The organism is Amycolatopsis sp. NPDC049252 (assembly GCF_043197175.1).
In the GTDB taxonomy this organism is placed as follows: Bacteria; Actinomycetota; Actinomycetes; order Mycobacteriales; family Pseudonocardiaceae; genus Amycolatopsis.
The window spans coordinates 1-17,901 of record NZ_JBICSQ010000005.1; the positions used below are offsets into that span (position 1 = coordinate 1).

Genomic DNA, 17,901 nt, shown 5'->3' on the forward strand with positions numbered 1-17,901 from the left:
GGCTGCACTGGACGGTGGGCGCGGGCACCGAGGTGACGGTGGAGGAGACCGGGACGGGCGCGTCGCATCCGCCGGTCCTGGTGCTGGCCGGTGGGCTGTGCGTGGTGACGCTGGTACCGCCGGAGGACCAGACCGCCTGGACGGGATGCGCGGTGTTCCTGCGCCGACCCCGCGACCACGCCGAGGAACTGGCGGCCCTGCTGGAAGCCCGCGCGGAGAGGCGTGACCGTGCGCAAGGCTGAGCCGAAGACGCTGCGGGACGCCCACGAGGTCGTGATGGACCGCCGGCCACCCAACGACGCCAACCCGTCGGTCTGGCTGGCGTTCCGCCTCGGCAACGCACGGCTGTACAAGGCTGTCGCGGACGTCGACCGGGGGCATCACCACGAGGCGCTGTACGGGGCCGGATACGAGAAGCGGAAGGTGGGTGAGATTTCGGCGAGCCTTCAGGCGGAGGGCAAGCTTGCTGATTAGTCGCATGTAGACGACCGGAAAGTCAACAGTATCAGTGAAAAACGCACGCGATGACGTGTGGCGATGAAGCACATTCTGTTGCGGGTGCGTGTGATCCGTTAAGGCGCAGAAGCGGTTCCTGGCTACCAACCTTGCCGCTCCTGCGCTGTCCACAACCAGCGGAAGTGAACAATGACAACGCTAAACGACGACAACCGGCGAGCGTCAACGGGGGTCACCCGAACGCGCTGCGCCTCTTGCAAGCGATTCGCGAAACTGCTGCCCGGCGAGACCAAGTGCACCCCGTGCCTGGGAATGCTGCCGCTGGATCTCCAGCCGATGCGGGGTGGTCGGTGATGTCTCCCGGTTTCGCGGTGGTTGCCCTTGCTGGGCTCGGACTTGGTGTGTGGGTGCTGCACAAGATCAGCCGCGCCCGGGCGTCCGTGGTCGAAGGTCTGGCTGCGGCGGCCGTGGTGTTCGTGGCCCTGTGGTGGCTGTGCAAGGCCGTGGTCTGGATGCTCGTTCAGGTCCTGACCCGGTGGCGGACCAGTCTCGCCGTGGTCGCGGTGTTCGTGTGCGAGCTGGTCGGCTGGCTCTCCCTCGCGCTGACCCTGGGCGGTGTCGCGGCGGTTCTGGTGACGTGGTGGGCGATCGACTGTGTCTCGTTCGATCAGTGATGCTGGCGGTTCCTGCGCTCCTGGTGGGCACGGTGGGCGGTCTACGGGCGGAAGCTGCCGGAGTGGCTGCGCGCGTGCGGTCTCTCGGTGCGGGATGAGGCGCTGCCGGTGGTGGTGAACGTCAACCTCGTCGGCCGTCGACGCGCGCTGTCCTGCTCGACGTCGAACCGGCCGAACGCGCGGATAGCCAAGGTGCTTAGTGTCCGCTCCGGTGCCTCGTGGGATGAGGTGCGAGTGGAGTTGGTGGCAGGCCAGAAGCCGGAGGACTTCGACGACGCCGCCCGGGCACTGGCCGTCGCTCGGAAGGTCGCCCGCTGCCAGGTCCGCGAGCTGGCCCCCAACGTCGTCTCGATCGACTTCCAGCGGCGTGACCTCCTCGGCGGGGTGGCTGGCCCAGAGGTCCCCGACGGCGTCAACCAGACCGGCGTGGACCTGCGCAACGTCTGGGCCGGGCGGACCGAGTACGGCCGTGACTGACGCGTCCGCTGCTCGGCTCCGGCGCGCACTGCCTGACTGCCGGTGCCTCGGGCGCGGGCAAGAACAGCGTGATGTGGTGCCCGCTGGTCGCGGCGGCTCCGGCGATCAGGGCCGGGGTGGTGCGCATGTCCGGCATCGACTCTAAGGGAATGGAACTGGCCTACGGGCGCGGAATCTTCTCCCTGTACGCAGTGGGCGGCAAGGACTCGGTGGAACTGCTTGACGGCCTGGTGGAGGAGATGGAATCGCGCGAGCGCGCGTTCGCCGGACGGCTGCGGACCGTCCCGGTGTCGACAGAGTATCCGTTGGAGCTGCTGGAGTTCGACGAGATCGCCGCACTCACGAAGTACACCGACCGCAAGACCCGTGAGGCCATTGTGGAGCGCGTCGCGCTGCTGACGACGCAGGGTCGTGCGCTGGGAATCTCGGTCCGTGGCTACGTCCAGGAGCCCACCGAGGACACCGTCCCGGTCCGCGAGCTGTTCACCCGACGAGTGTGCCTGCGCGTGACGTCCAAGACGCACGTCGGGATGGTCCTCGGGGACGGCGCGTACGAGCGTGGTGCCTGGGCGAACCGCATCGGCGATTCGGAGGCCGGTGTGGGCTACGTGTGGGGCGAGGGCATCCGCGAACCGTTGCGCATCCGGGCCGGGTGGGGTTTCCGACGGCACCGTGAAGGCGCTGGAGACGTACGTGACCAATGGGGGTGTCGCGGATTTGCGACACAGCGGTGAGGGGGTAGCGGCGTGAACCGGCTGATGATCTTCCTCGACGCCATCCGCGACCACCTCGACTCGCACCAGCTGCCGCCGGCCGCATCGGTCGACGTCAACGCCTGGTCCAGCCCGATCACCGTCCAGCTCGACGTGGACGGCCTACCGGAGGTCGCGCGGGCACTGCTTGTCTGGACGCATACGCTCGAGGACGTCTCGGCGCGGCTGTGGCGGCTGTGCGACGGCAAGTGGGTGCACATCTCGGTCACCGGCCGGACGCCGTGCGTCATCCCGGTCCAGGTCTACGGCGTGGTCCGGTTCGAGCTGAGCGTCTTCCCCGACCTGCCAGCCGGGGCGAAGCAGGACATGCCGGTGTACCTGCTGCGTGGCTGGTCGACGCCAGGGGAGGTGGCGGCCTGATGAGCGAGACACGCGCTGAACGGATGCGGACCCCGCTGGCGGCCGACGTGATCCGGGCGACGGCGGAGAAGCACGGCGTCTGCGTCCGCCCGTTCACGATGGAAGTAGGCGACACCGAGACCGGCGAACTCCGCTACGTCCCGGTGCCCTGCGGGTCCACGGTGGAGTCGGTCTGCCTGCTGTGCGCACTGAAGGCGAAAGCGCTGCGGCAGGCCCAGTGCCGCGAAGGCTGGCACATGACCGAAGAACCCGTCCTCGCCGCCGAGCCGCCATCGGAGGAACACAAAGAGCTGCTGACCTACCGCGCCGACCTGGTGGCCGCGTACTGGGAGGTGGTCGAGCACGACCAAGCCGAAGCCGACGAGCTGCGGGAGGAGGTCGCCGGGGTCGACGCGGAACTTCGGCAACTCGGGATGCGAGGCCGACTGCCTGCCCTCGACGTCCCGACCAAACGGGTGGTGAAGCGGTCGACCAAGCGGCGTCAGGACGCACCGAACCTGCCCCGCCAGAAGGTCGCGAAACCACCGTCGGGCGGGAGTACGGGGAAGTTCCGGCCCTCGATGTTCGTCACCCTGACCTGCGACACCTACGGCCCGGTCCGCGATGGCGCCCCGGTCGACCCGTCCCAGTACAACTACCGACGGGCCGCCCGGGATGCGGTGCACTTCTCGGCCCTGGTGGACCGGTGGTGGCAGAACCTGCGCCGGGTCGTCGGCTGGGACGCGCAGTACTTCGCCACCGTCGAGCCGCAGAAGCGCACGGCGCCGCACCTGCACGCAGCGATCCGCGGGGCGATCCCGCACGACGTCATCCGCCAGGTCACCGAGGCCACCTATCACCAGGTCTGGTGGCCTAACCACGACCAGGTGCTCTACGTCGACCGGCTGCCGGTCTGGGACGGCGACACCAGGATGTTCCTTGACCCGGACACCCGCGAACCGCTGACGTCGTGGGATGACGCCGTGGAGGCGGTCGAGGACCCGGCGCACGTCGTCACCTTCGGGCAGCAGGTGCACTCGAAGGGCATCCTCGGCGGCACCGAAGAGGCCGGCCGCCACATCGGCTACCTGACCAAGTACCTCACCAAATCCACCGGCGAGGTGGTGGAGGCGGACACGGCGCGGCTGCGTGATCACCACGACCGGCTGCACGCCGAGCTGTCGATCACCCCGTGCTCGCCACGCTGCGCAGTCTGGCTGCTCTACGGGATCCAGCCCAAGGGCGCGGGCAGCAAGACCACCCCCGGCCACTGCAAGGGCCGGGCTCACCGCAGAACCACGCTCGGACTGCCCGGCCGCCGGGTGCTGGTGTCGCGGAAGTGGTCCGGCAAGACGCTCGACGACCACAAAGCCGACCGGAAGGCGTTCGTCACGCAGGCGTTGGCGGCGATCGGGATCGAGAAGCCGCAACCGGACCCGGCTCGGCTGGTGTGGCGGAAGGTCGAGCCCGGTGACCCGCAGGTACCGCCCCGGCCGCACCTGGTCATGCGGGCGATCGCGGAGCGGATTACGTGGAAGGCCGAGTACGACCGGGCGCTACTCGCTGCCGCCGGACCGCCAGGGGACGGTCCGGAAACTTCGGCAACTCAGCTCGCAGCTTGACCAGGGGGAACCATGAACAACTCCGAAAGCACTGACCAGCTCTGGTCGGTTGAGGATGTCGCGGCCTATCTCCGCGTACCGGTGAAGACGCTCTACCAGTGGAAATGGCGAGGTGAGGGTTCGCCGGTGAGCAAGGTTGGCCGGCACCTGCGGTACGACGCCGCGTTGGTCCGGGCCTGGGTGGCCGGGCTGGAGGCTGCCTGATGGGACACGTTCAGGATCGCTGGTACCGACCGAGAAAGACGACGCGGGCAAGGTCGTGCTCAACGGGCGCGGCAAGCCGGTGCTTGAGAAGACCGAGCTATTCGGCGTCGGGAAGCGCTACCGGGTGCGGTACGAAGATCCGACCGGTGCGGAGCGGAGCAAGTCGTTCGCGGACAAGCAGAAGTGCGCGGCCGACGACTTCCTGACCAAGGTCGAGCACGAGATGAATCAGGGGGTGTACACAGACCCCGAGGCGGGGAAGGTGCCGTTTCGGCAGTACGCGGACAAGTGGCTGCGCACGCAGACTTTCGAGGAGTCCACGCGTGAGTCAGTCGGCGTCCGGCTCAAGAACCACATCTATCCGTACCTCGGGGACAAGCACCTGGACATGGTGAAGCCGTCGAGCATCCGGGAGTGGGACCGGGCGCTGCAGGACGGCAAGCTGGCCGCGAGCTACCGGCAGGTGCTCTTTGTCCACGTGCAGAGCATCTTCAACGCCGCGATCGATGACGAGTTGATCAGGAAGAATCCGTGCAACGCGTCGTCGGTGCGGAAGCCAGCCATTCCCGCGCGCAAGATCGTTCCGTGGACAACCGACCGGGTCCACGCCGTGCGCGACGCCATCTCTGAGCGGTACAAGGTCACCGTGTCACTGGGCGCTGGGCTCGGCCTGCGGCAGGGCGAGGCGTTCGGCCTGGCCCTCGATGACGTCGACTTCGACGAAGACACGGTGACGGTCCAGCGGCAGGTGAAGTTCGTCTACGGCAAGCCGTGCTTCGGGCCGCCTAAGCGGGGCAAGATCCGCGAAGTCCCGCTGCCCTCGTCGGTCGCCCGAGACATAGAGGAGCACGTCGCGAAGTTCCCGCCGATCGTCGTCACGCTGCCCTGGCAGCATCCCGGTGGCGAACTTGTCTCGGCGCGCGTGATCGTCTACACGCGGGACCGGACCGCCGTCTCCCGTCCCGTCTACAACCAGTGGGCTTGGGAACCGGCCTTGAAGAAGGCGGAGATTCCCCGGTGAAGCGCGTCGACGGCTTCCACGCGCTGCGGCACTTCTACGCCTCCACGCTGCTGGACGCTGGCGAGTCCATCACCGCGCTCGCCGAACACCTCGGCCACAGCGATCCCGGGTTCACGCTGCGGACGTACACGCACCTCATGCCGTCGAGCAAGGACCGGACCCGGCGGGCTGTCGACAACGTGCTCGGCGTCCGGCCGGAACCCCCTGCACGGCCTGATGACGGCCTGGCGGCATGATCTAGGTCATGAACCGCAGGTCAAGCGCGGTTCCATGCCTTGTACTACCAGTTCTGACCGGACCAAAAGCCCCACCGACCAGACCTCCCCCACCGAACCGATACGCAGCCCCAACAGCGGCCGCCACGCCGGGTCAAGGCACGCTTTCCCGCCTTGACGCGGTGTGGCGGCCGTTGCACGATCCGGCGTTCGGGTCGGTGGGGGCGCGGAAGATCTACGAACAACCAGGTCGGTGGGGCCACGGCAGACCCGCAACCAGCCGTGGCAGCATGATCCGAAGCAAAAGGAGGGAGAGCGATGACCGAGCTGGCCAGGGTGCCCAACGTGATCCCCTACGTGGACCACCACACCGGGCCGCGCCGCCTTCTCACCCTCGAGATCCCCCACCTGGGCCACACCGTCCGCGACTACGCGCCGATAGCGAGCATCGACGGGCGCCAGTACGTCGTCTCGTGGGGCTCGATGAGCTTCGAGATCCCCGCCGACCGGAACGTGCACGTCAGCGTGCACCTGCACACCAACAGCGGGCGCGACTACACGATCACGCCGTTCGCCTCGACCGTCGTGCCCCCGCACCCCGCGCCGCTGCGGCTGGTCGCCCAGTTCGTGCCGAGCCAGGGCCCGCAGGGCGCGCTCGTACCCGTCGGCTGACCCGTGCTCGCGGCGCGCTACCTCCTCCTCACCCGCCACGGCGAGGCGGCCGCCAACGGCGCTCTCACCGAAGCCGGGGAGCGCCAAGCCGTGCTGCTCGGGCGGCGGATCCGCGAGCTCCCCATCGCCGTCGTGCACCACGGGCCGCTCCCGCGGGCCGCGCGGACCGCCGCGCTCATCGGGGAGCAGCTGCCCGGGGTTCCGCTCCACGTCGACGAGGCCGCCGGGGACTTCGTGCCCTACCTCCCGCAGCGCGAGGAGCTTCCCGAGACGTCCGGCGATCTGCTGCTCGCCTTCGCGCGGCAGCTGCCGCCCGCCGACGAAGAGCTCGCCGCCGACGCCGAACGGCGGTTCACCGGGCCGGTTCCGGGCACCGAGGCGCGGTTCGAGGTCGTCGTCACGCACAACTTCCTCGCCGGCTGGCTCGTCCGCGCCTCGCAGGACGCGCCGCCCTGGCGGTGGCTCGTGCTCAACCACGCCAACGCCGCCCTCACCGTCATCTACTACGCGCCCGGGCGGCCCGCGGCCCTGCTGACCTACAACGACCAAGGTCATCTGCCGGCCGAGCTGCGTTCGACGGGCTTCCCGGCCGAGTTTTACCTTCCGTAACCGGGGAACGCGGAGCGTGTCCGCCACCGAAAACAGGTCTCGCCCGAATGGCCGAGCCTGCCAGGATGGCCGGATGAGCCCCGTGCTGTCGCCCACGTCCGTTCGGTGGAGCGACTACCTCACCGCCGACGCCGCCGTCGATCACGGGCACCCGTCGATCCGCGAACGAGCCGAAGCCCTCAGGACCCTGACGGACGAACCGGCGGCGTACGCCGAAGCCGCGTTCCTGTTCGTCCGCGACGAAGTCGAACACGTCATCGACGCCGCCGATCCGCGGGTCACCTGGCGGGCGTCGGACGTGCTGCGCGAGCGCGTCGGGATCTGCCACGCCAAGGCGCACCTGCTGGCCGCTTTGCTTCGGGCACAAGGGATTCCGGCCGGCTTCTGCTACCAGGAGCTCTCCGCGCTGCACGGGCTGAATGCCGTGTACCTGCACGGCAGGTGGTCGCGCCTCGACGCCCGCGGAAACCGCACCGGGGCTCGCGGGGAGTTTTCGCTCCAGGAAGAAAAACTCGCGTGGCCGGTGGACCATGCGAGTGGTGAACGCGATCTTCCGGAGATCCATCCGGCGCCCGCGCCGGTCGTCCTGGATTTCCTGATGACCGTCGAACCGGGCCCGGGCTGGTACGAAAACGGCCTCCCGGCGACCCTTTGACCCGGGTTTTCCCCTATTTTCGGAAAACCTGGCGATCCGGTTAATTATTGCCGAGAGTGACGTCCAGGCCCCCTTGCTGTCCCCCGAACTTCTTATTTCGCGGTCTCCGCGAGGCGCGTAAAGTGACTCCCCGCACTCGAACCGACACTTTACGCATTCGTCTGTTCGGGTGATTCGAGGGAGGTGAAGCACGTGGCCGCGGATGGCGGACGCCTCCGCCGTACCCCACTTCAGGAGATCTTCTGGACCAGGACGAGCCTGCTGCTCACGGTACTCGTCGTGGTCGCCGGTCTCAGTCTTTGGCTGGCCGGCTTGATGGAACCCGGCACCGGGAAGAACCTGGTGACGTCGCTGGGCACCGGCACCCTGATCTCCGCGATCGTCGGGTTCGGCACCACCCTGATCACCGCCAGCGCCTCGCAGCGGGCGCTGGTGACCCCCGTGATCGAAGAAAGCAGGCGCGCGCTGGAGGACCTCAGCGCCGAATACCGCGCGCTGAACAAGGAGTTCTTCCCCACCGACGTGTTCGAGGCGACGACCGATCCCGACCCCGCGTTCAACCGCGCGCTGATGGCCGACCTCGACGCGACCCGGCAGTACTTCTTCCGCGGCTTCTCCGGGCGGCACGCCGCCGCCCGCCTGTTGCTTTCCCGCACCGAACGCGAACTGCGTGCCGTGATCGCCGATCCGCGTGACGCGAGCTCGATCAGCGGGCGGGCCCGCTACCTGCTCCGCCGCGAGGCGGGCGACGTCGATTACGAACAGATCCAGACCCGGCTCGACGAAGAGATCCGGATCGGGCTGGTCGGCCTCTTCCTGGCGCGCAGTCGCTGCGCGCAGGTCGACATCACCGTGGTCGCCGACCCGCCGCTGGACCGGCTCGAGATGTTCGACGACAGCGTGTGGATGTCGCTCTACAGCGACGTTCGCGGCGCCACGAAGCTGTACCCACGGTCCCTGCGGTTCACCGAGGGTTCGTTCCTCTACAACATGGAGCGCGCCGAATTCGTGCGCGTCTCGCAGTCCCGGACCGGCCGCCACTTCCGCATCACGTCCGCGACGACGCGGACGGATTTCCTGGCGCTGTTCGAAAAGATCACCGGATCCCCGCTGTCCGAGGAGCAGTTCCGTGAGCTGGAAGGCAAGTTCCACGCCTTCCGCACGGAGTTCTCCGAAGTCGCCGAGCTAGGGAGCTGACCTTGCTCACCCGCCTGTCCCCGCTCATCGAACTCGCCACGCGCCTGCGCACGGCCGGCTTCCCGCTCGCCGCCGACTGGCGTGTGGTCGACACCTGGTTCCGGTCGTGGGCCGACCACCCGGACCTGCGCGAGGAGCTGCGCACGCAACTGCGTTCGCTTTCGGCCAAGCAGGCCGCGAAACTGCTGCGCTCGTCCCGGGAAACCACGACCCATTTCGCCTGGTGCCTGCTCGATTCGCCGACCGACCCGTTTTCCTTCTGGCTGCACGAATACAAGGCGCAGCAGGACTGGCGGGAGGGCTACGCGGATTCCGTGCACAACCACAGGTACCACTTCTGCACCACCATTCTCCGTGGCAACTACCTCCACGAAAGGTACGACACGACCTACGATCCCCGTACCGGCCTGATCTCGTCGGCCCAGCTGCGTCGCCGGACGTTGTGCCAGGCCGGGGCGTGCGCCACCATGCTGGCCGACGAATACCACCGCATCCCCGAAGCGGCCTCCGGAACGATGACTTTCCTGGTGAAATCACGGCCGGTGAGCACGTTCAGCCTTTCCTACGATCCGACCAGTGGAATCGGCCATCGTCACGTTCCGGTCGAGGTCCGATTGGGGGAATTGGCCGACCGTATCTAGCTACACACCGGCGTCAACGGCGCTTACCATTACTCCACCCGTCTGAATACCACGGCCGGGATCGGAGAGGTGTATGCGCACGCAGGAAAGCACGATCGACCACGTGACCCTCGACGCCGTCGAAAACCGGGTGCACCGGCTTTGCCGGGAGTACGCCGAGCGGCTGCAGTTCCACGGCTGGCACCACGTCAGCTTCGTCCGCGCGAAGGCGGCCGGCTTCGCCCAGCACAACGGAGCCGACCGCGGCGTGGTCGAAGCGGCCGCGCTGGTGCACGACGTCAACTACCTGGTGCTCCGCAATTCGCCGGCCGCGGCCGGCAGCGGCCTCCGCGGGGAGATCCTCGCGGAATGCGGCGTCGCCGACGGTGTGGCGCGCTGGATCGACGAGATCGTCGACGAGGCCGAGATGGCCACCCGCGGCCGCGACATTTCGCTGGAGGCGCAGGCCTTGAGCGACGCGGACACGCTGTTCAAGGCGCTGCCGGTGACGCCGGTGGTGCTCGCGCACCGCTACCTGCGCGAGAACGGCCTGAGCCTGCGGGAACTGGCGGACAAGATCGTCGGCGAGCAGTGCGACGTCCACGACGAGGGGTACTACTTCTACAACCCCGAGGCGGCGGCGACGTACTCGCGCTGGGCGATGGCGAACCTCCAGCTGTGGCAGTGCATCCAGGAGGCGGTCGACGACCCGACGGTGGTGGAGCTGCTGGACGCGGTCGACGCGGTGGCGTCCTGACCCTGCCGTAGCCGCGCAGGCGGTCGGCGACGTTGCCGTTTCTCCCGGTGGACATGACCGGCCGGCGGGCCGACGTCGGCTTCCCGTGCGGGCCTCGGGGTGCTCGGCTGCCGCGGCCGGCGTGAGCTTCTCCGTGCTCGCGCCCGCGGTCAGCCCTGCCCGTAGCCGCGCAAGCGGTCGACGACGTTGGCGATCTCGGCGGGCGGCAGCACGTGCCGCTGCCGTTCCTCCCGGTGGACATGACTGGCCGGCGGGCCGACATCGGCTTCCCGTCCGGGCCGGCCGGGCCTCGGGGTGTTCGGGCTGCCGCGGCAAGCCGGCGCCGCGGCCGGCGTGAGCTTCTCCGTGCTCGCGCCGCGGTCAGCCCTGCCCGTAGCCGCGCAGGCGGTCGACGACGTTGGCGATCTCGGCGGGCGGCAGCAGGCTCGGCCGGCCGGCGCCCTGCGCCAGCAGCCAGACGCGGCAGGCCCACTCGAGCTGCTGGGCGCGTTGGTAGGCGGCTTCGAGGCCGTCGCCGTAGGTGAGGGTGCCGTGGTTGGCCATCAGGCAGCCACGGCGCCCGTCGAGTGCTTCCAGCACGGCGGAAGCGAGCTCGGGCGTGCCGTACGTCGCGTAGCGGGCGACGCGCACGGAAGGGCCGATAGTGGCGATGATGTAGTGGATCGGCGGCAGCTCCCGCACGAGCGTCGACGCGGCGGTGGCGTGCGGCGCGTGCGTGTGCACGACGGCGGTGACGGGCTCCTGGTCCGGGTCGCGGACGTCCCAGTAGACCGACAGGTGCATCGGCAGTTCGCTGGTCGGCCTGAGCTCGCCGTCGATGACCTCCCCGCCCAGGTCGACGACGGAGATGTCGGCCGGGGTCATCGCGGAGTAGGCCACCCCGGTGGGCGTGACGGCGACGAGGTTCCCGGCGCGCACGGAGATGTTCCCGGAGGTCCCGACGACCAGGCCGTCACCGACCATCCGCCGCGCGTAGGCGCAGACGGCGGCCCGCTCGGTCTCGAGGATCATGCGCAGGTCCCGTCTCGTGAGTGATCAGCAGCCGTGGTGCACACTGCCAGCCACCCACGAGAGTCGGCCACCTACCCGTCCGGGGGATTTACGCCTTGGCGGGCTGAGCCGGAGCCGGCTGGACCGGAGCCTTGGCCGCGGGTGCCGGAGCCGGCTTGCGGTCCCCGTTCGCCGGAGCCGGAGCCTGACCCGGAGCCGCCGCGGGAGCCGCTGCCTTGGCCGGGGTCTCCTCCGCCGGAGCCAGCAGCTTCATCGCTTCCTTGACCGCCACGTCCGTCGCCGCGATCCGCTCGGCGACCTTCGTCCGCAGGTCCAGCGCCAGCTTCCGGTTCTGGTCCGCCTCCGCCTGGCGGGCGCGGGCGTCGGCCAGGGCCGCGTCCGTCTCCTGCTTCTTGCGCGCGACCTCCTGCTCGAAGGTCTGCTTCTTCTTCGCCAGCTCCTCCGAAGCCACCCGGTCCGCTTCGGCGCGCTTCTCGGCCGCCGCGGCCTCCGCCTTCGCGTCGGCCTCCTTGCGGGTCCGCTCGGCCGCCGCCGCCAGCTCGACTCGCTTGGCCCCCGCGGCCGCCGTCAGCTTCTCGATCTCGCCCTTCGCGTCCTTCAGCAGGCGCGCGCGCTCTTCTTCCGCGTCCTTCGCCAGCTTGTCGGCCGTGCGGCGGGTCTCGTGCGCGTACTTGTCCGCCTGGTCACGCGTCGAAGCCGCGTCGGCTTCCGCGGCGGCGCGCAGGTCGGCGATCTCCTCTTCGGCGAGCTGCATCATCGTGCGGACGCGCTCGGCCATCGCGCCGGCGCCCGACGGGCTCGAGCTCATCCGCGCGAGGGCGGCCTTCGTCTCGGCCAGCTCCTTCTGCGCGTACGCGAGGGCCTTCGTCAGATCCGACGACGTCGCGACGGCGTCGTCGCGGTTGCGGGCCGTCTCGCGGAACTCCTTCGTCAGCTCGGCGATGCGTTCGTCGACCTGACGCTGGTTGTAGCCGCGGAGACCCACGGCGAACTGGGCGGTCTTCGGGGAGGGTTGGGGCTTATCGGGCGCGACCATCGGGCCACCTTAATGATCCGGGGACCGTTCGTCTGTACCGCCAAACGGATGCATCACGAATTTGGGAACCCCCGGTCACCCATGGCATTCTGAGCTTGTTGACCAGCCGTTAACGGCGAGGAGGCCACTGTGGACATTCAGGCCGTCCTCGCCGACATCGGTGCGCACTGGCACGTGTACCTCACCATGCCGTTCATCGCCGCCTTGATCGGGTACGTCACCAAGCGCGTGGCCATCGAAATGATGTTCCGGCCCCTGGAGTTCACCGGGATCAGGCCGTTCCTCGGCTGGCAGGGTGTCATCCCGGCGAACTCGCGGCGGATGGCCACCACCGCCGTCGACCTGCTGACCCGCAACCTCGTCGACCCGCAGGAGATCTTCGCCCGGCTCGATCCGGAGGAAATGGTCAAAGAGCTCGAAACTCCGCTGCTCAAGGCCGTCGAAGACGTCACGCGTGAAGTCATGGAGACCTACCAGCCGCGGCTGTGGGAGATGCTGCCGTCACGGGCGCAGCGGCTGCTCCTCGACCAGGTCCGCGCGCAGGCGCCGGAGGTCGTCAAGCGGCTCCTGCGCGAGGTCTCGACCAACATCGACGACGTCCTCGACGTCAACGACATGCTGATCGGCGCCATGGTCCGCGACAAGTCGCTGACCTGCCGGCTGATCCGCGAGGTCGCCACGCCCGAGTTCAAGTTCATCGCGCGTTCGGGCATCTACTTCGGGTTCGTGATCGGGCTCGTCCAGTTCGTCGCCTGGGCGCTGACGAAGGAACCGCTGATCATGCCGATCTTCGGTTTCGTCACGGGCTTCGTCACGGACTGGCTGGCCCTCAAGATGATCTTCTACCCGCGCGAGCCGCGCGGCTTCGGCTTCTTCCGCTGGCAGGGGATGTTCCAGAAACGCCGCCAGGAGGTCGCCGCCGACTACGGCGCGCTGATCGCCGACGAGGTGCTGACCGTGCGGAACGTGATGGAGGCCGTGCTCACCGGCCCGCGAGCCGACCGGCTGTTCGCGCTGATCACCCGCGAGGTGCAGCGCACGATCGACGCGCAGACCAGCATCGCCAAACCGCTCGTGGCGCTGACCATGGGCGGCCGGCAGTACCAGGAGATGAAGCGCGCGGCCGCCGAGAAGGCCATCGCCTACCTCCCCGAAACGGTGAAACACGTCGAGAGCTACGCCACCGGCGCCCTCGACGTCCGCAACACGATCGTCGAGAAGATGCGGCAGCTGACGCCGATCGAGTTCGAAGGCATCCTGCGTCCGGCCTTCAAGCAGGACGAATGGAAGCTCATCGCGGTCGGCGCGGTGATCGGCGGGCTGGTGGGTGAACTGCAGGTACTGCTCCTGCTGCACTGACACCGGGCCGATAGCGTGCGGACGTGGACTTCGGCACGCACTGGCAGGTGTACGTCACCATGCCGTTCATCGCGGCGCTGATCGGGTACGTCACCAAGCGCGTGGCCATCGAAATGATGTTCCGGCCCGTGGAGTTCGTCGGCGTCAAGCCGTTCCTCGGCTGGCAGGGTGTGCTGCCGGCGAACGCCGAGCGCATGGCGGCGACGGCCACCGAGATGCTGACGACGAACCTCGTCGACCCGAAGGAGATCTTCGCCCGGCTCGACCCGGCGCAGGTGGCGAAGGAGATCGAGCAGCCGCTGCTGCGGGTCGTCGAGGACGTCACCCGCGAGGTGATGGAGACCTACCAGCCGCGGCTGTGGGAGGTGCTGCCGAACAGCGCTCAGCAGCTGCTGCTCAAGCGCGTGCAGGCCGAAGCGCCGAGGGCGATCACCAAGATCATGCGGGAGATCGCCGACAACATCGAGGACGTCCTCGACCTCAAGCACATGGTCGTGACGAACCTGGTGCGCGACAAGGCGTTGCTGAACCGGCTGATCCGCGACATCTCCCGGCCCGAGATGCGGTTCATCGCGCGCTCCGGCATCGGGTTCGGGTTCACCCTCGGCTGCGTGCAGCTCGTCGTCTGGGCCCTGACGAAGTCGCCGATCGTGCTGCCGCTGTTCGGCCTCGGCATCGGCTGGCTCACCGACTGGCTGGCCCTCAAGATGATCTTCCTGCCGCGCGAGCCGCGCCGGTTCTTCGGCTTTTACACCTGGCAGGGCGTGTTCCAGAAGCGCCGCGACGTCGTGGCCGCGGACTACGGCGACATGATCGCGCGCGAGATCATCACCATCCCGAACCTGCTCGAAGCGGTGCTGAGCGGGCCGAAGTCCGACCGGCTGTTCACGATGATCACGCGTGAGGTGCAGAAGACGATCGACGCGCAGGCGAGCGTCGTCAAGCCGTTCGTCGCCATCGCCGTCGGCACCCGGCGGTTCCAGGAGCTGAAGCAGACGGCGGCGGCGAAGGCGGTGGAGCGCGTCCCGGAGACGATCCGGTACGCCGAGAACTACGCGATCAACGCGCTCGACGTGCGCAACACGATCGTCGACCGGATGCGGAAGCTGAGTGCGCTCGAGTTCGAGCAGCTGCTGCGACCGGCGTTCCGGCAGGACGAGTGGAAGCTGATCGCCGTCGGCGCGGTGATCGGCGGGCTCGTCGGTGAGCTGCAGGTGCTCGCGCTGCTCGGTTAGCCGGTACGGTTTCGCTTTCGGCGGTGAGGAGGTCGGGTGGGCGCTGTCCTGGACGACCTCGCGCGGCACTGGCCGCTGTACGCGGCGATGCCGTTCGTCGCGGCGCTGATCGGGTACGTCACCAAACGCGTCGCGATCGAGATGATGTTCCGGCCGCTCGACTTCGTCGGGATCAAGCCGGTCTTCGGCTGGCAGGGCGTCGTCCCGAAGCACGGCGGCCGGATGGCGGCGGTCGCCACCGAGCTGCTGACGGCGAACCTGCTGGACCTGAAAGAGGTCTTCGGCCGGATCGACCCGGTGATCATCACGAGCGAGCTGGAGCAGCCGCTGCTGCGCGCGGTCGACCACATCGCCCGCGAGGTGCTCGCCGAGCACCACCCGCGGTTGTGGGAGGTCATGCCGACGTTGGCGCAGGAGCTGCTGATCAAGCAGGTCCAGGCGTCGGCGCCGCGGCTGGTGCGGGAGTTCCTCGACGACGTCCGCGAGAACCTCGACGAGGTGCTCGACGTCCAGCACATGACGGTCCAGCGGCTGACCCGCGACCGCGCGCTGCTGGTGCGGCTGATCCGTGAGACGTCCCGGCCGGAGATGGCGTTCATCGCGCGGATGGGCATCTACTTCGGCTTCGGGCTGGGTGTGGTGCAGACGATCGTCTGGGCGTTCACGCGCGAACCGTGGGTGCTGCCGGTCTTCGGCGGCGTGATCGGGCTGTGCACGGACTGGCTGGCGATCAAGCTGATCTTCGTCCCCCGCGAGCCGGTGCGAGTCGGCCGCGTGATCTTCCAGGGCAAGTTCCAACGGCGACGCGCGGAGGTCGCGAGGCAGTACGGCGAGCTGATCGCGACCGAGGTCCTGACGGTCCAGAACCTGCTGGACGCGGTGCTGCGCGGCCCGCGCGCGGATCGCCTGGCGGCGCTGGTCGAGCAGATGGTCTCGTCGGCAGTGGATTCCCAGGTGCCGATGGCCTTCGCGGGCGGCACGCGGTTGCGCGAGATGAAGCACGCGGCCGCGGCGAAGGCGTTGGAGCAGCTGCCGGACACGGCGCGCTACGCCGAGGGCTACCTGACCGAGGCGATGGACGTCGCGAAGGTGATCGAGCAGCGAATGCTGGCGTTGACACCGCTGGAGTTCGAGGGATTGCTGCGGCCGGCGTTCCGCCAGGACGAGTGGAAGCTGATCGCGGTCGGCGGGGTGATCGGCTTCCTGGTCGGGGAGCTACAGGTCCTGCTGATGCTGGGTTAGGCCACGGGGGTCAGCTCGGCGGCCGACTCCACCGCTCGCACCCGCGTCCGGCGGTCGCGCTGCCAGGCGATCACCCGGCACACCACGTAGATCAAGAACGAAATCGCCGTGACGAACGCGCTCACCGGCAGCCCCGGCGCCAGCGACAGCACGATCCCGCCCAGCGCCGACACCTCGGCGAAGACCACCGCCAGCACCGTCGCCTTCCACGGCGAGGCCGTCACGCGAGCAGCCGCGGCCGCGGGCGTCACCATCAGCGCGACCACCAGCAGCGACCCGACCACCTTCACGCTCAGCGCCGTCGAAATGCCCACCAGCAGCGCGAACACCACCGTCAGCGTCTTCACCGGGACCCCGCGCGCCACGGCCACGTTGCGGTCGACCGACGCGAACAGCAGCGGCCGGTAGACCAGCGCCAGCACCGCCAGCACCACCACCGACGACACCACGAACAACGTCAGGTTCGTCGAGTCGATGGTGATGATCTGGCCCGTGAGAATGCCGAACTTGTTGCCGGACCGTCCTTTGTAGAAGGACAGGAACAGCACGCCCATGCCGAGGCCGAACGACAGGATCACGCCGATCACCGAGTCGCGGTCCGCGTCGCGGGCTCCCAAGATGCCCAGCAGCAGGGCCGCCACGACCGCGCCGATCAGCGCGCCGTACTCGACGCCGATCCCGAGCAGCAGGGCCGCCGCGCCGCCCGTGAAGGCCAGCTCCGACGTGCCGTGCACGGCGAACGACATGCGGCGCATCACGATCAGCGGGCCCAGCACGCCGGCCACCAGGCCGAGAACAAGAGCGGCCAGCAGGGCCGTCTGGACACCAGGGAGCTCGGTGATCAGCTCCCAGGTCTTGCCGAAGTCGAACAGATCCAAGACTCAGCCCACTTGTTCTTCGACGTCGTGTTCGTGGTGGTGCGGCTCCTCCTCGCACAGCGAGCTCTGCGCGCCCGCGATGTGGATCTGCCCGCCGACCTTGAGCACCTCGACCCGCGTGCCGTACAGCTGCGACAGCGTCTCGGTGTTCATCACCTCGTCCGGCTTGCCGATCCGGAAAGAGCCGTTGACCAGGTACAACACCCGGTCGACGAACGGCAGCACCGGGTTGATCTCGTGCGTCACGAACAGCACCGCGGTGCCCGACGTGCGCCGCCGCTCGTCGATCAGCTCGCTGATCGCGCGCTGGTGCGCGAGGTCCAGAGACAGCAGCGGCTCGTCACACAGCAGCACCTCGGGGTCGCCGACCAGGGCCTGCGCCACCCGCAGCCGCTGCTGCTCGCCGCCGGACAGCCGGCCGACGGGCTGCTTCGCGTACCTCGTCGCGCCCACCGCGTCGATCGCCTCGGAAACGAGACGACGGCGCGCGGCCATGCCGAACAGGCCCGTGCCCCAGCGGTGGCCGTCGAGGCCCAGGCCGACCAGGTCGACACCACGCAGCGTCAGCGATTCGTCGATCGCGCGCTGCTGCGGGATGTACCCGACCTTGCGGTTCGCGCCGCCAGGGCGGCCGCCGGCGATCTCGACCGTGCCCGCGGACAGGCCCTGCATGCCGAGCAGCGCCTTGAGCAGGCTGCTCTTGCCGGAGCCGTTCGGGCCGAGCACGGCGAGGAACTCGCCCGGCTCGACCACGAGGTCGAGGCCCGACCAGAGGGTCCGGGGACCGAACGCGAGACCCGCACCGCGGACCCGGACCGCGGGGCGTACGTCGTCGGAGACGGGAGCCAT

The 17,901-nt window shown here is 68.8% G+C and carries 20 protein-coding genes and 1 pseudogene; 17 read left to right on the forward strand and 4 right to left on the reverse strand.

The genetic code is table 11. The features are described 5' to 3' along the window. Positions 1-2: 2 nt before the first annotated feature. From ACGFMK_RS09835 to ACGFMK_RS09900, 14 genes and pseudogenes are all read left to right on the forward strand, one after another. Positions 3-242: a hypothetical protein gene (locus tag ACGFMK_RS09835; protein ID WP_392760128.1), complete on the forward strand. Its 240-nt coding sequence runs from the start codon at positions 3-5 to the stop codon at positions 240-242. Beyond that, a complete protein-coding gene (locus ACGFMK_RS09840; protein ID WP_392760129.1) occupies positions 223-474 on the forward strand; it encodes an AMED_5909 family protein in 252 nt (83 codons plus the stop codon). Before ACGFMK_RS09835 ends, ACGFMK_RS09840 begins: the two co-directional genes overlap by 20 nt. 335 nt (positions 475-809) lie before the next feature. Next, positions 810-2,357, forward strand: a pseudogene (locus tag ACGFMK_RS09845) (FtsK/SpoIIIE domain-containing protein). Beyond that, on the forward strand, positions 2,354-2,740 hold the full coding sequence (locus tag ACGFMK_RS09850) for a hypothetical protein (protein ID WP_392760131.1): 387 nt from the start codon (positions 2,354-2,356) through the stop codon (positions 2,738-2,740). Before ACGFMK_RS09845 ends, ACGFMK_RS09850 begins: the two are co-directional and overlap by 4 nt. Then, positions 2,740-4,341 (forward strand): replication initiator, encoded by a 1,602-nt coding sequence (locus tag ACGFMK_RS09855; protein WP_392760133.1) that lies wholly within the window; start codon positions 2,740-2,742, stop codon positions 4,339-4,341. The genes ACGFMK_RS09850 and ACGFMK_RS09855 overlap by 1 nt, the downstream gene beginning before the upstream one ends. A 12-nt stretch (positions 4,342-4,353) precedes the next feature. Beyond that, positions 4,354-4,545, forward strand: coding sequence for a helix-turn-helix transcriptional regulator (locus ACGFMK_RS09860; protein ID WP_392760135.1), 192 nt, complete (start codon positions 4,354-4,356; stop codon positions 4,543-4,545). Between the two features lie 55 nt (positions 4,546-4,600). After that, positions 4,601-5,566, forward strand: a complete 966-nt coding sequence (locus tag ACGFMK_RS09865) for a tyrosine-type recombinase/integrase (RefSeq protein WP_392760137.1) — start codon at positions 4,601-4,603, stop codon at positions 5,564-5,566. Then, positions 5,563-5,802, forward strand: a complete 240-nt coding sequence (locus ACGFMK_RS09870) for a tyrosine-type recombinase/integrase (RefSeq protein ID WP_392760139.1) — start codon at positions 5,563-5,565, stop codon at positions 5,800-5,802. The genes ACGFMK_RS09865 and ACGFMK_RS09870 overlap by 4 nt, the downstream gene beginning before the upstream one ends. Positions 5,803-6,099: 297 nt before the next feature. Further along, positions 6,100-6,453, forward strand: a complete 354-nt coding sequence (locus tag ACGFMK_RS09875; protein WP_392760141.1) for a hypothetical protein — start codon at positions 6,100-6,102, stop codon at positions 6,451-6,453. A 3-nt stretch (positions 6,454-6,456) separates the two neighbouring features. Continuing rightward, complete coding sequence (locus ACGFMK_RS09880) at positions 6,457-7,062, forward strand: histidine phosphatase family protein (protein WP_392760143.1); 606 nt, start codon at positions 6,457-6,459, stop codon at positions 7,060-7,062. A gap of 73 nt (positions 7,063-7,135) precedes the next feature. After that, positions 7,136-7,717 (forward strand): transglutaminase domain-containing protein, encoded by a 582-nt coding sequence (locus ACGFMK_RS09885; protein WP_392760516.1) that lies wholly within the window; start codon positions 7,136-7,138, stop codon positions 7,715-7,717. A 183-nt stretch (positions 7,718-7,900) separates the two neighbouring features. Beyond that, the gene (locus tag ACGFMK_RS09890) at positions 7,901-8,914 is read left to right on the forward strand and encodes a hypothetical protein (RefSeq protein ID WP_392760145.1); all 1,014 of its coding nucleotides are present in this window, start codon (positions 7,901-7,903) and stop codon (positions 8,912-8,914) included. 2 nt (positions 8,915-8,916) lie between these two features. Further along, positions 8,917-9,555, forward strand: a complete 639-nt coding sequence (locus ACGFMK_RS09895; RefSeq protein WP_392760146.1) for a hypothetical protein — start codon at positions 8,917-8,919, stop codon at positions 9,553-9,555. Between the two features lie 73 nt (positions 9,556-9,628). Then, a complete protein-coding gene (locus ACGFMK_RS09900) occupies positions 9,629-10,291 on the forward strand; it encodes an HD family phosphohydrolase (RefSeq protein WP_392760148.1) in 663 nt (220 codons plus the stop codon). Positions 10,292-10,651: 360 nt separating this feature from the next. Here ACGFMK_RS09900 and ACGFMK_RS09905 read toward each other — a convergent pair whose 3' ends face one another. Together ACGFMK_RS09905 and ACGFMK_RS09910 are read right to left on the reverse strand one after the other, a co-directional pair. Next, entirely contained in the window at positions 10,652-11,302 is a 651-nt protein-coding gene (locus tag ACGFMK_RS09905) for a class II aldolase/adducin family protein (protein WP_392760150.1), read from the reverse strand. Between the two features lie 88 nt (positions 11,303-11,390). Beyond that, positions 11,391-12,338, reverse strand: a complete 948-nt coding sequence (locus ACGFMK_RS09910; RefSeq protein WP_392760151.1) for a hypothetical protein — start codon at positions 12,336-12,338, stop codon at positions 11,391-11,393. Between the two features lie 129 nt (positions 12,339-12,467). On the opposite strand from ACGFMK_RS09910, the gene ACGFMK_RS09915 reads away from it, so the two are divergent. Genes ACGFMK_RS09915 through ACGFMK_RS09925 form a run of 3 tightly spaced genes read left to right on the forward strand, consistent with a single transcriptional unit; the run spans position 12,468 to position 16,174 of the window. Continuing rightward, positions 12,468-13,697 (forward strand): DUF445 family protein, encoded by a 1,230-nt coding sequence (locus ACGFMK_RS09915; RefSeq protein ID WP_392760153.1) that lies wholly within the window; start codon positions 12,468-12,470, stop codon positions 13,695-13,697. A 59-nt stretch (positions 13,698-13,756) separates the two neighbouring features. Further along, the gene (locus ACGFMK_RS09920; RefSeq protein ID WP_392760519.1) at positions 13,757-14,932 is read left to right on the forward strand and encodes a DUF445 family protein; all 1,176 of its coding nucleotides are present in this window, start codon (positions 13,757-13,759) and stop codon (positions 14,930-14,932) included. A 36-nt stretch (positions 14,933-14,968) separates the two neighbouring features. Further along, positions 14,969-16,174 (forward strand): DUF445 domain-containing protein, encoded by a 1,206-nt coding sequence (locus ACGFMK_RS09925; RefSeq protein ID WP_392760155.1) that lies wholly within the window; start codon positions 14,969-14,971, stop codon positions 16,172-16,174. Here the strand turns inward: ACGFMK_RS09925 and ACGFMK_RS09930 are convergent. Together ACGFMK_RS09930 and ACGFMK_RS09935 are read right to left on the reverse strand one after the other, a co-directional pair. Continuing rightward, positions 16,171-17,052 (reverse strand): metal ABC transporter permease, encoded by an 882-nt coding sequence (locus ACGFMK_RS09930; RefSeq protein WP_392760157.1) that lies wholly within the window; start codon positions 17,050-17,052, stop codon positions 16,171-16,173. The two genes, ACGFMK_RS09925 and ACGFMK_RS09930, sit on opposite strands and share 4 nt — an antisense overlap. 3 nt (positions 17,053-17,055) lie before the next feature. Beyond that, the gene (locus ACGFMK_RS09935) at positions 17,056-17,901 is read right to left on the reverse strand and encodes a metal ABC transporter ATP-binding protein (protein ID WP_392760158.1); all 846 of its coding nucleotides are present in this window, start codon (positions 17,899-17,901) and stop codon (positions 17,056-17,058) included.

Coding starts and splice junctions, on each gene's coding strand:
- ACGFMK_RS09935 (WP_392760158.1), bottom strand. CDS start 17,901: ATGGCTCCCGTCTCCGACGACGTACGCCCCGCGGTCCGGGTCCGCGGT.
- ACGFMK_RS09885 (WP_392760516.1), top strand. CDS start 7,136: ATGAGCCCCGTGCTGTCGCCCACGTCCGTTCGGTGGAGCGACTACCTC.
- ACGFMK_RS09875 (WP_392760141.1), top strand. CDS start 6,100: ATGACCGAGCTGGCCAGGGTGCCCAACGTGATCCCCTACGTGGACCAC.
- ACGFMK_RS09920 (WP_392760519.1), top strand. CDS start 13,757: ATGCCGTTCATCGCGGCGCTGATCGGGTACGTCACCAAGCGCGTGGCC.
- ACGFMK_RS09905 (WP_392760150.1), bottom strand. CDS start 11,302: ATGATCCTCGAGACCGAGCGGGCCGCCGTCTGCGCCTACGCGCGGCGG.
- ACGFMK_RS09910 (WP_392760151.1), bottom strand. CDS start 12,338: ATGGTCGCGCCCGATAAGCCCCAACCCTCCCCGAAGACCGCCCAGTTC.
- ACGFMK_RS09855 (WP_392760133.1), top strand. CDS start 2,740: ATGAGCGAGACACGCGCTGAACGGATGCGGACCCCGCTGGCGGCCGAC.
- ACGFMK_RS09860 (WP_392760135.1), top strand. CDS start 4,354: ATGAACAACTCCGAAAGCACTGACCAGCTCTGGTCGGTTGAGGATGTC.
- ACGFMK_RS09900 (WP_392760148.1), top strand. CDS start 9,629: ATGCGCACGCAGGAAAGCACGATCGACCACGTGACCCTCGACGCCGTC.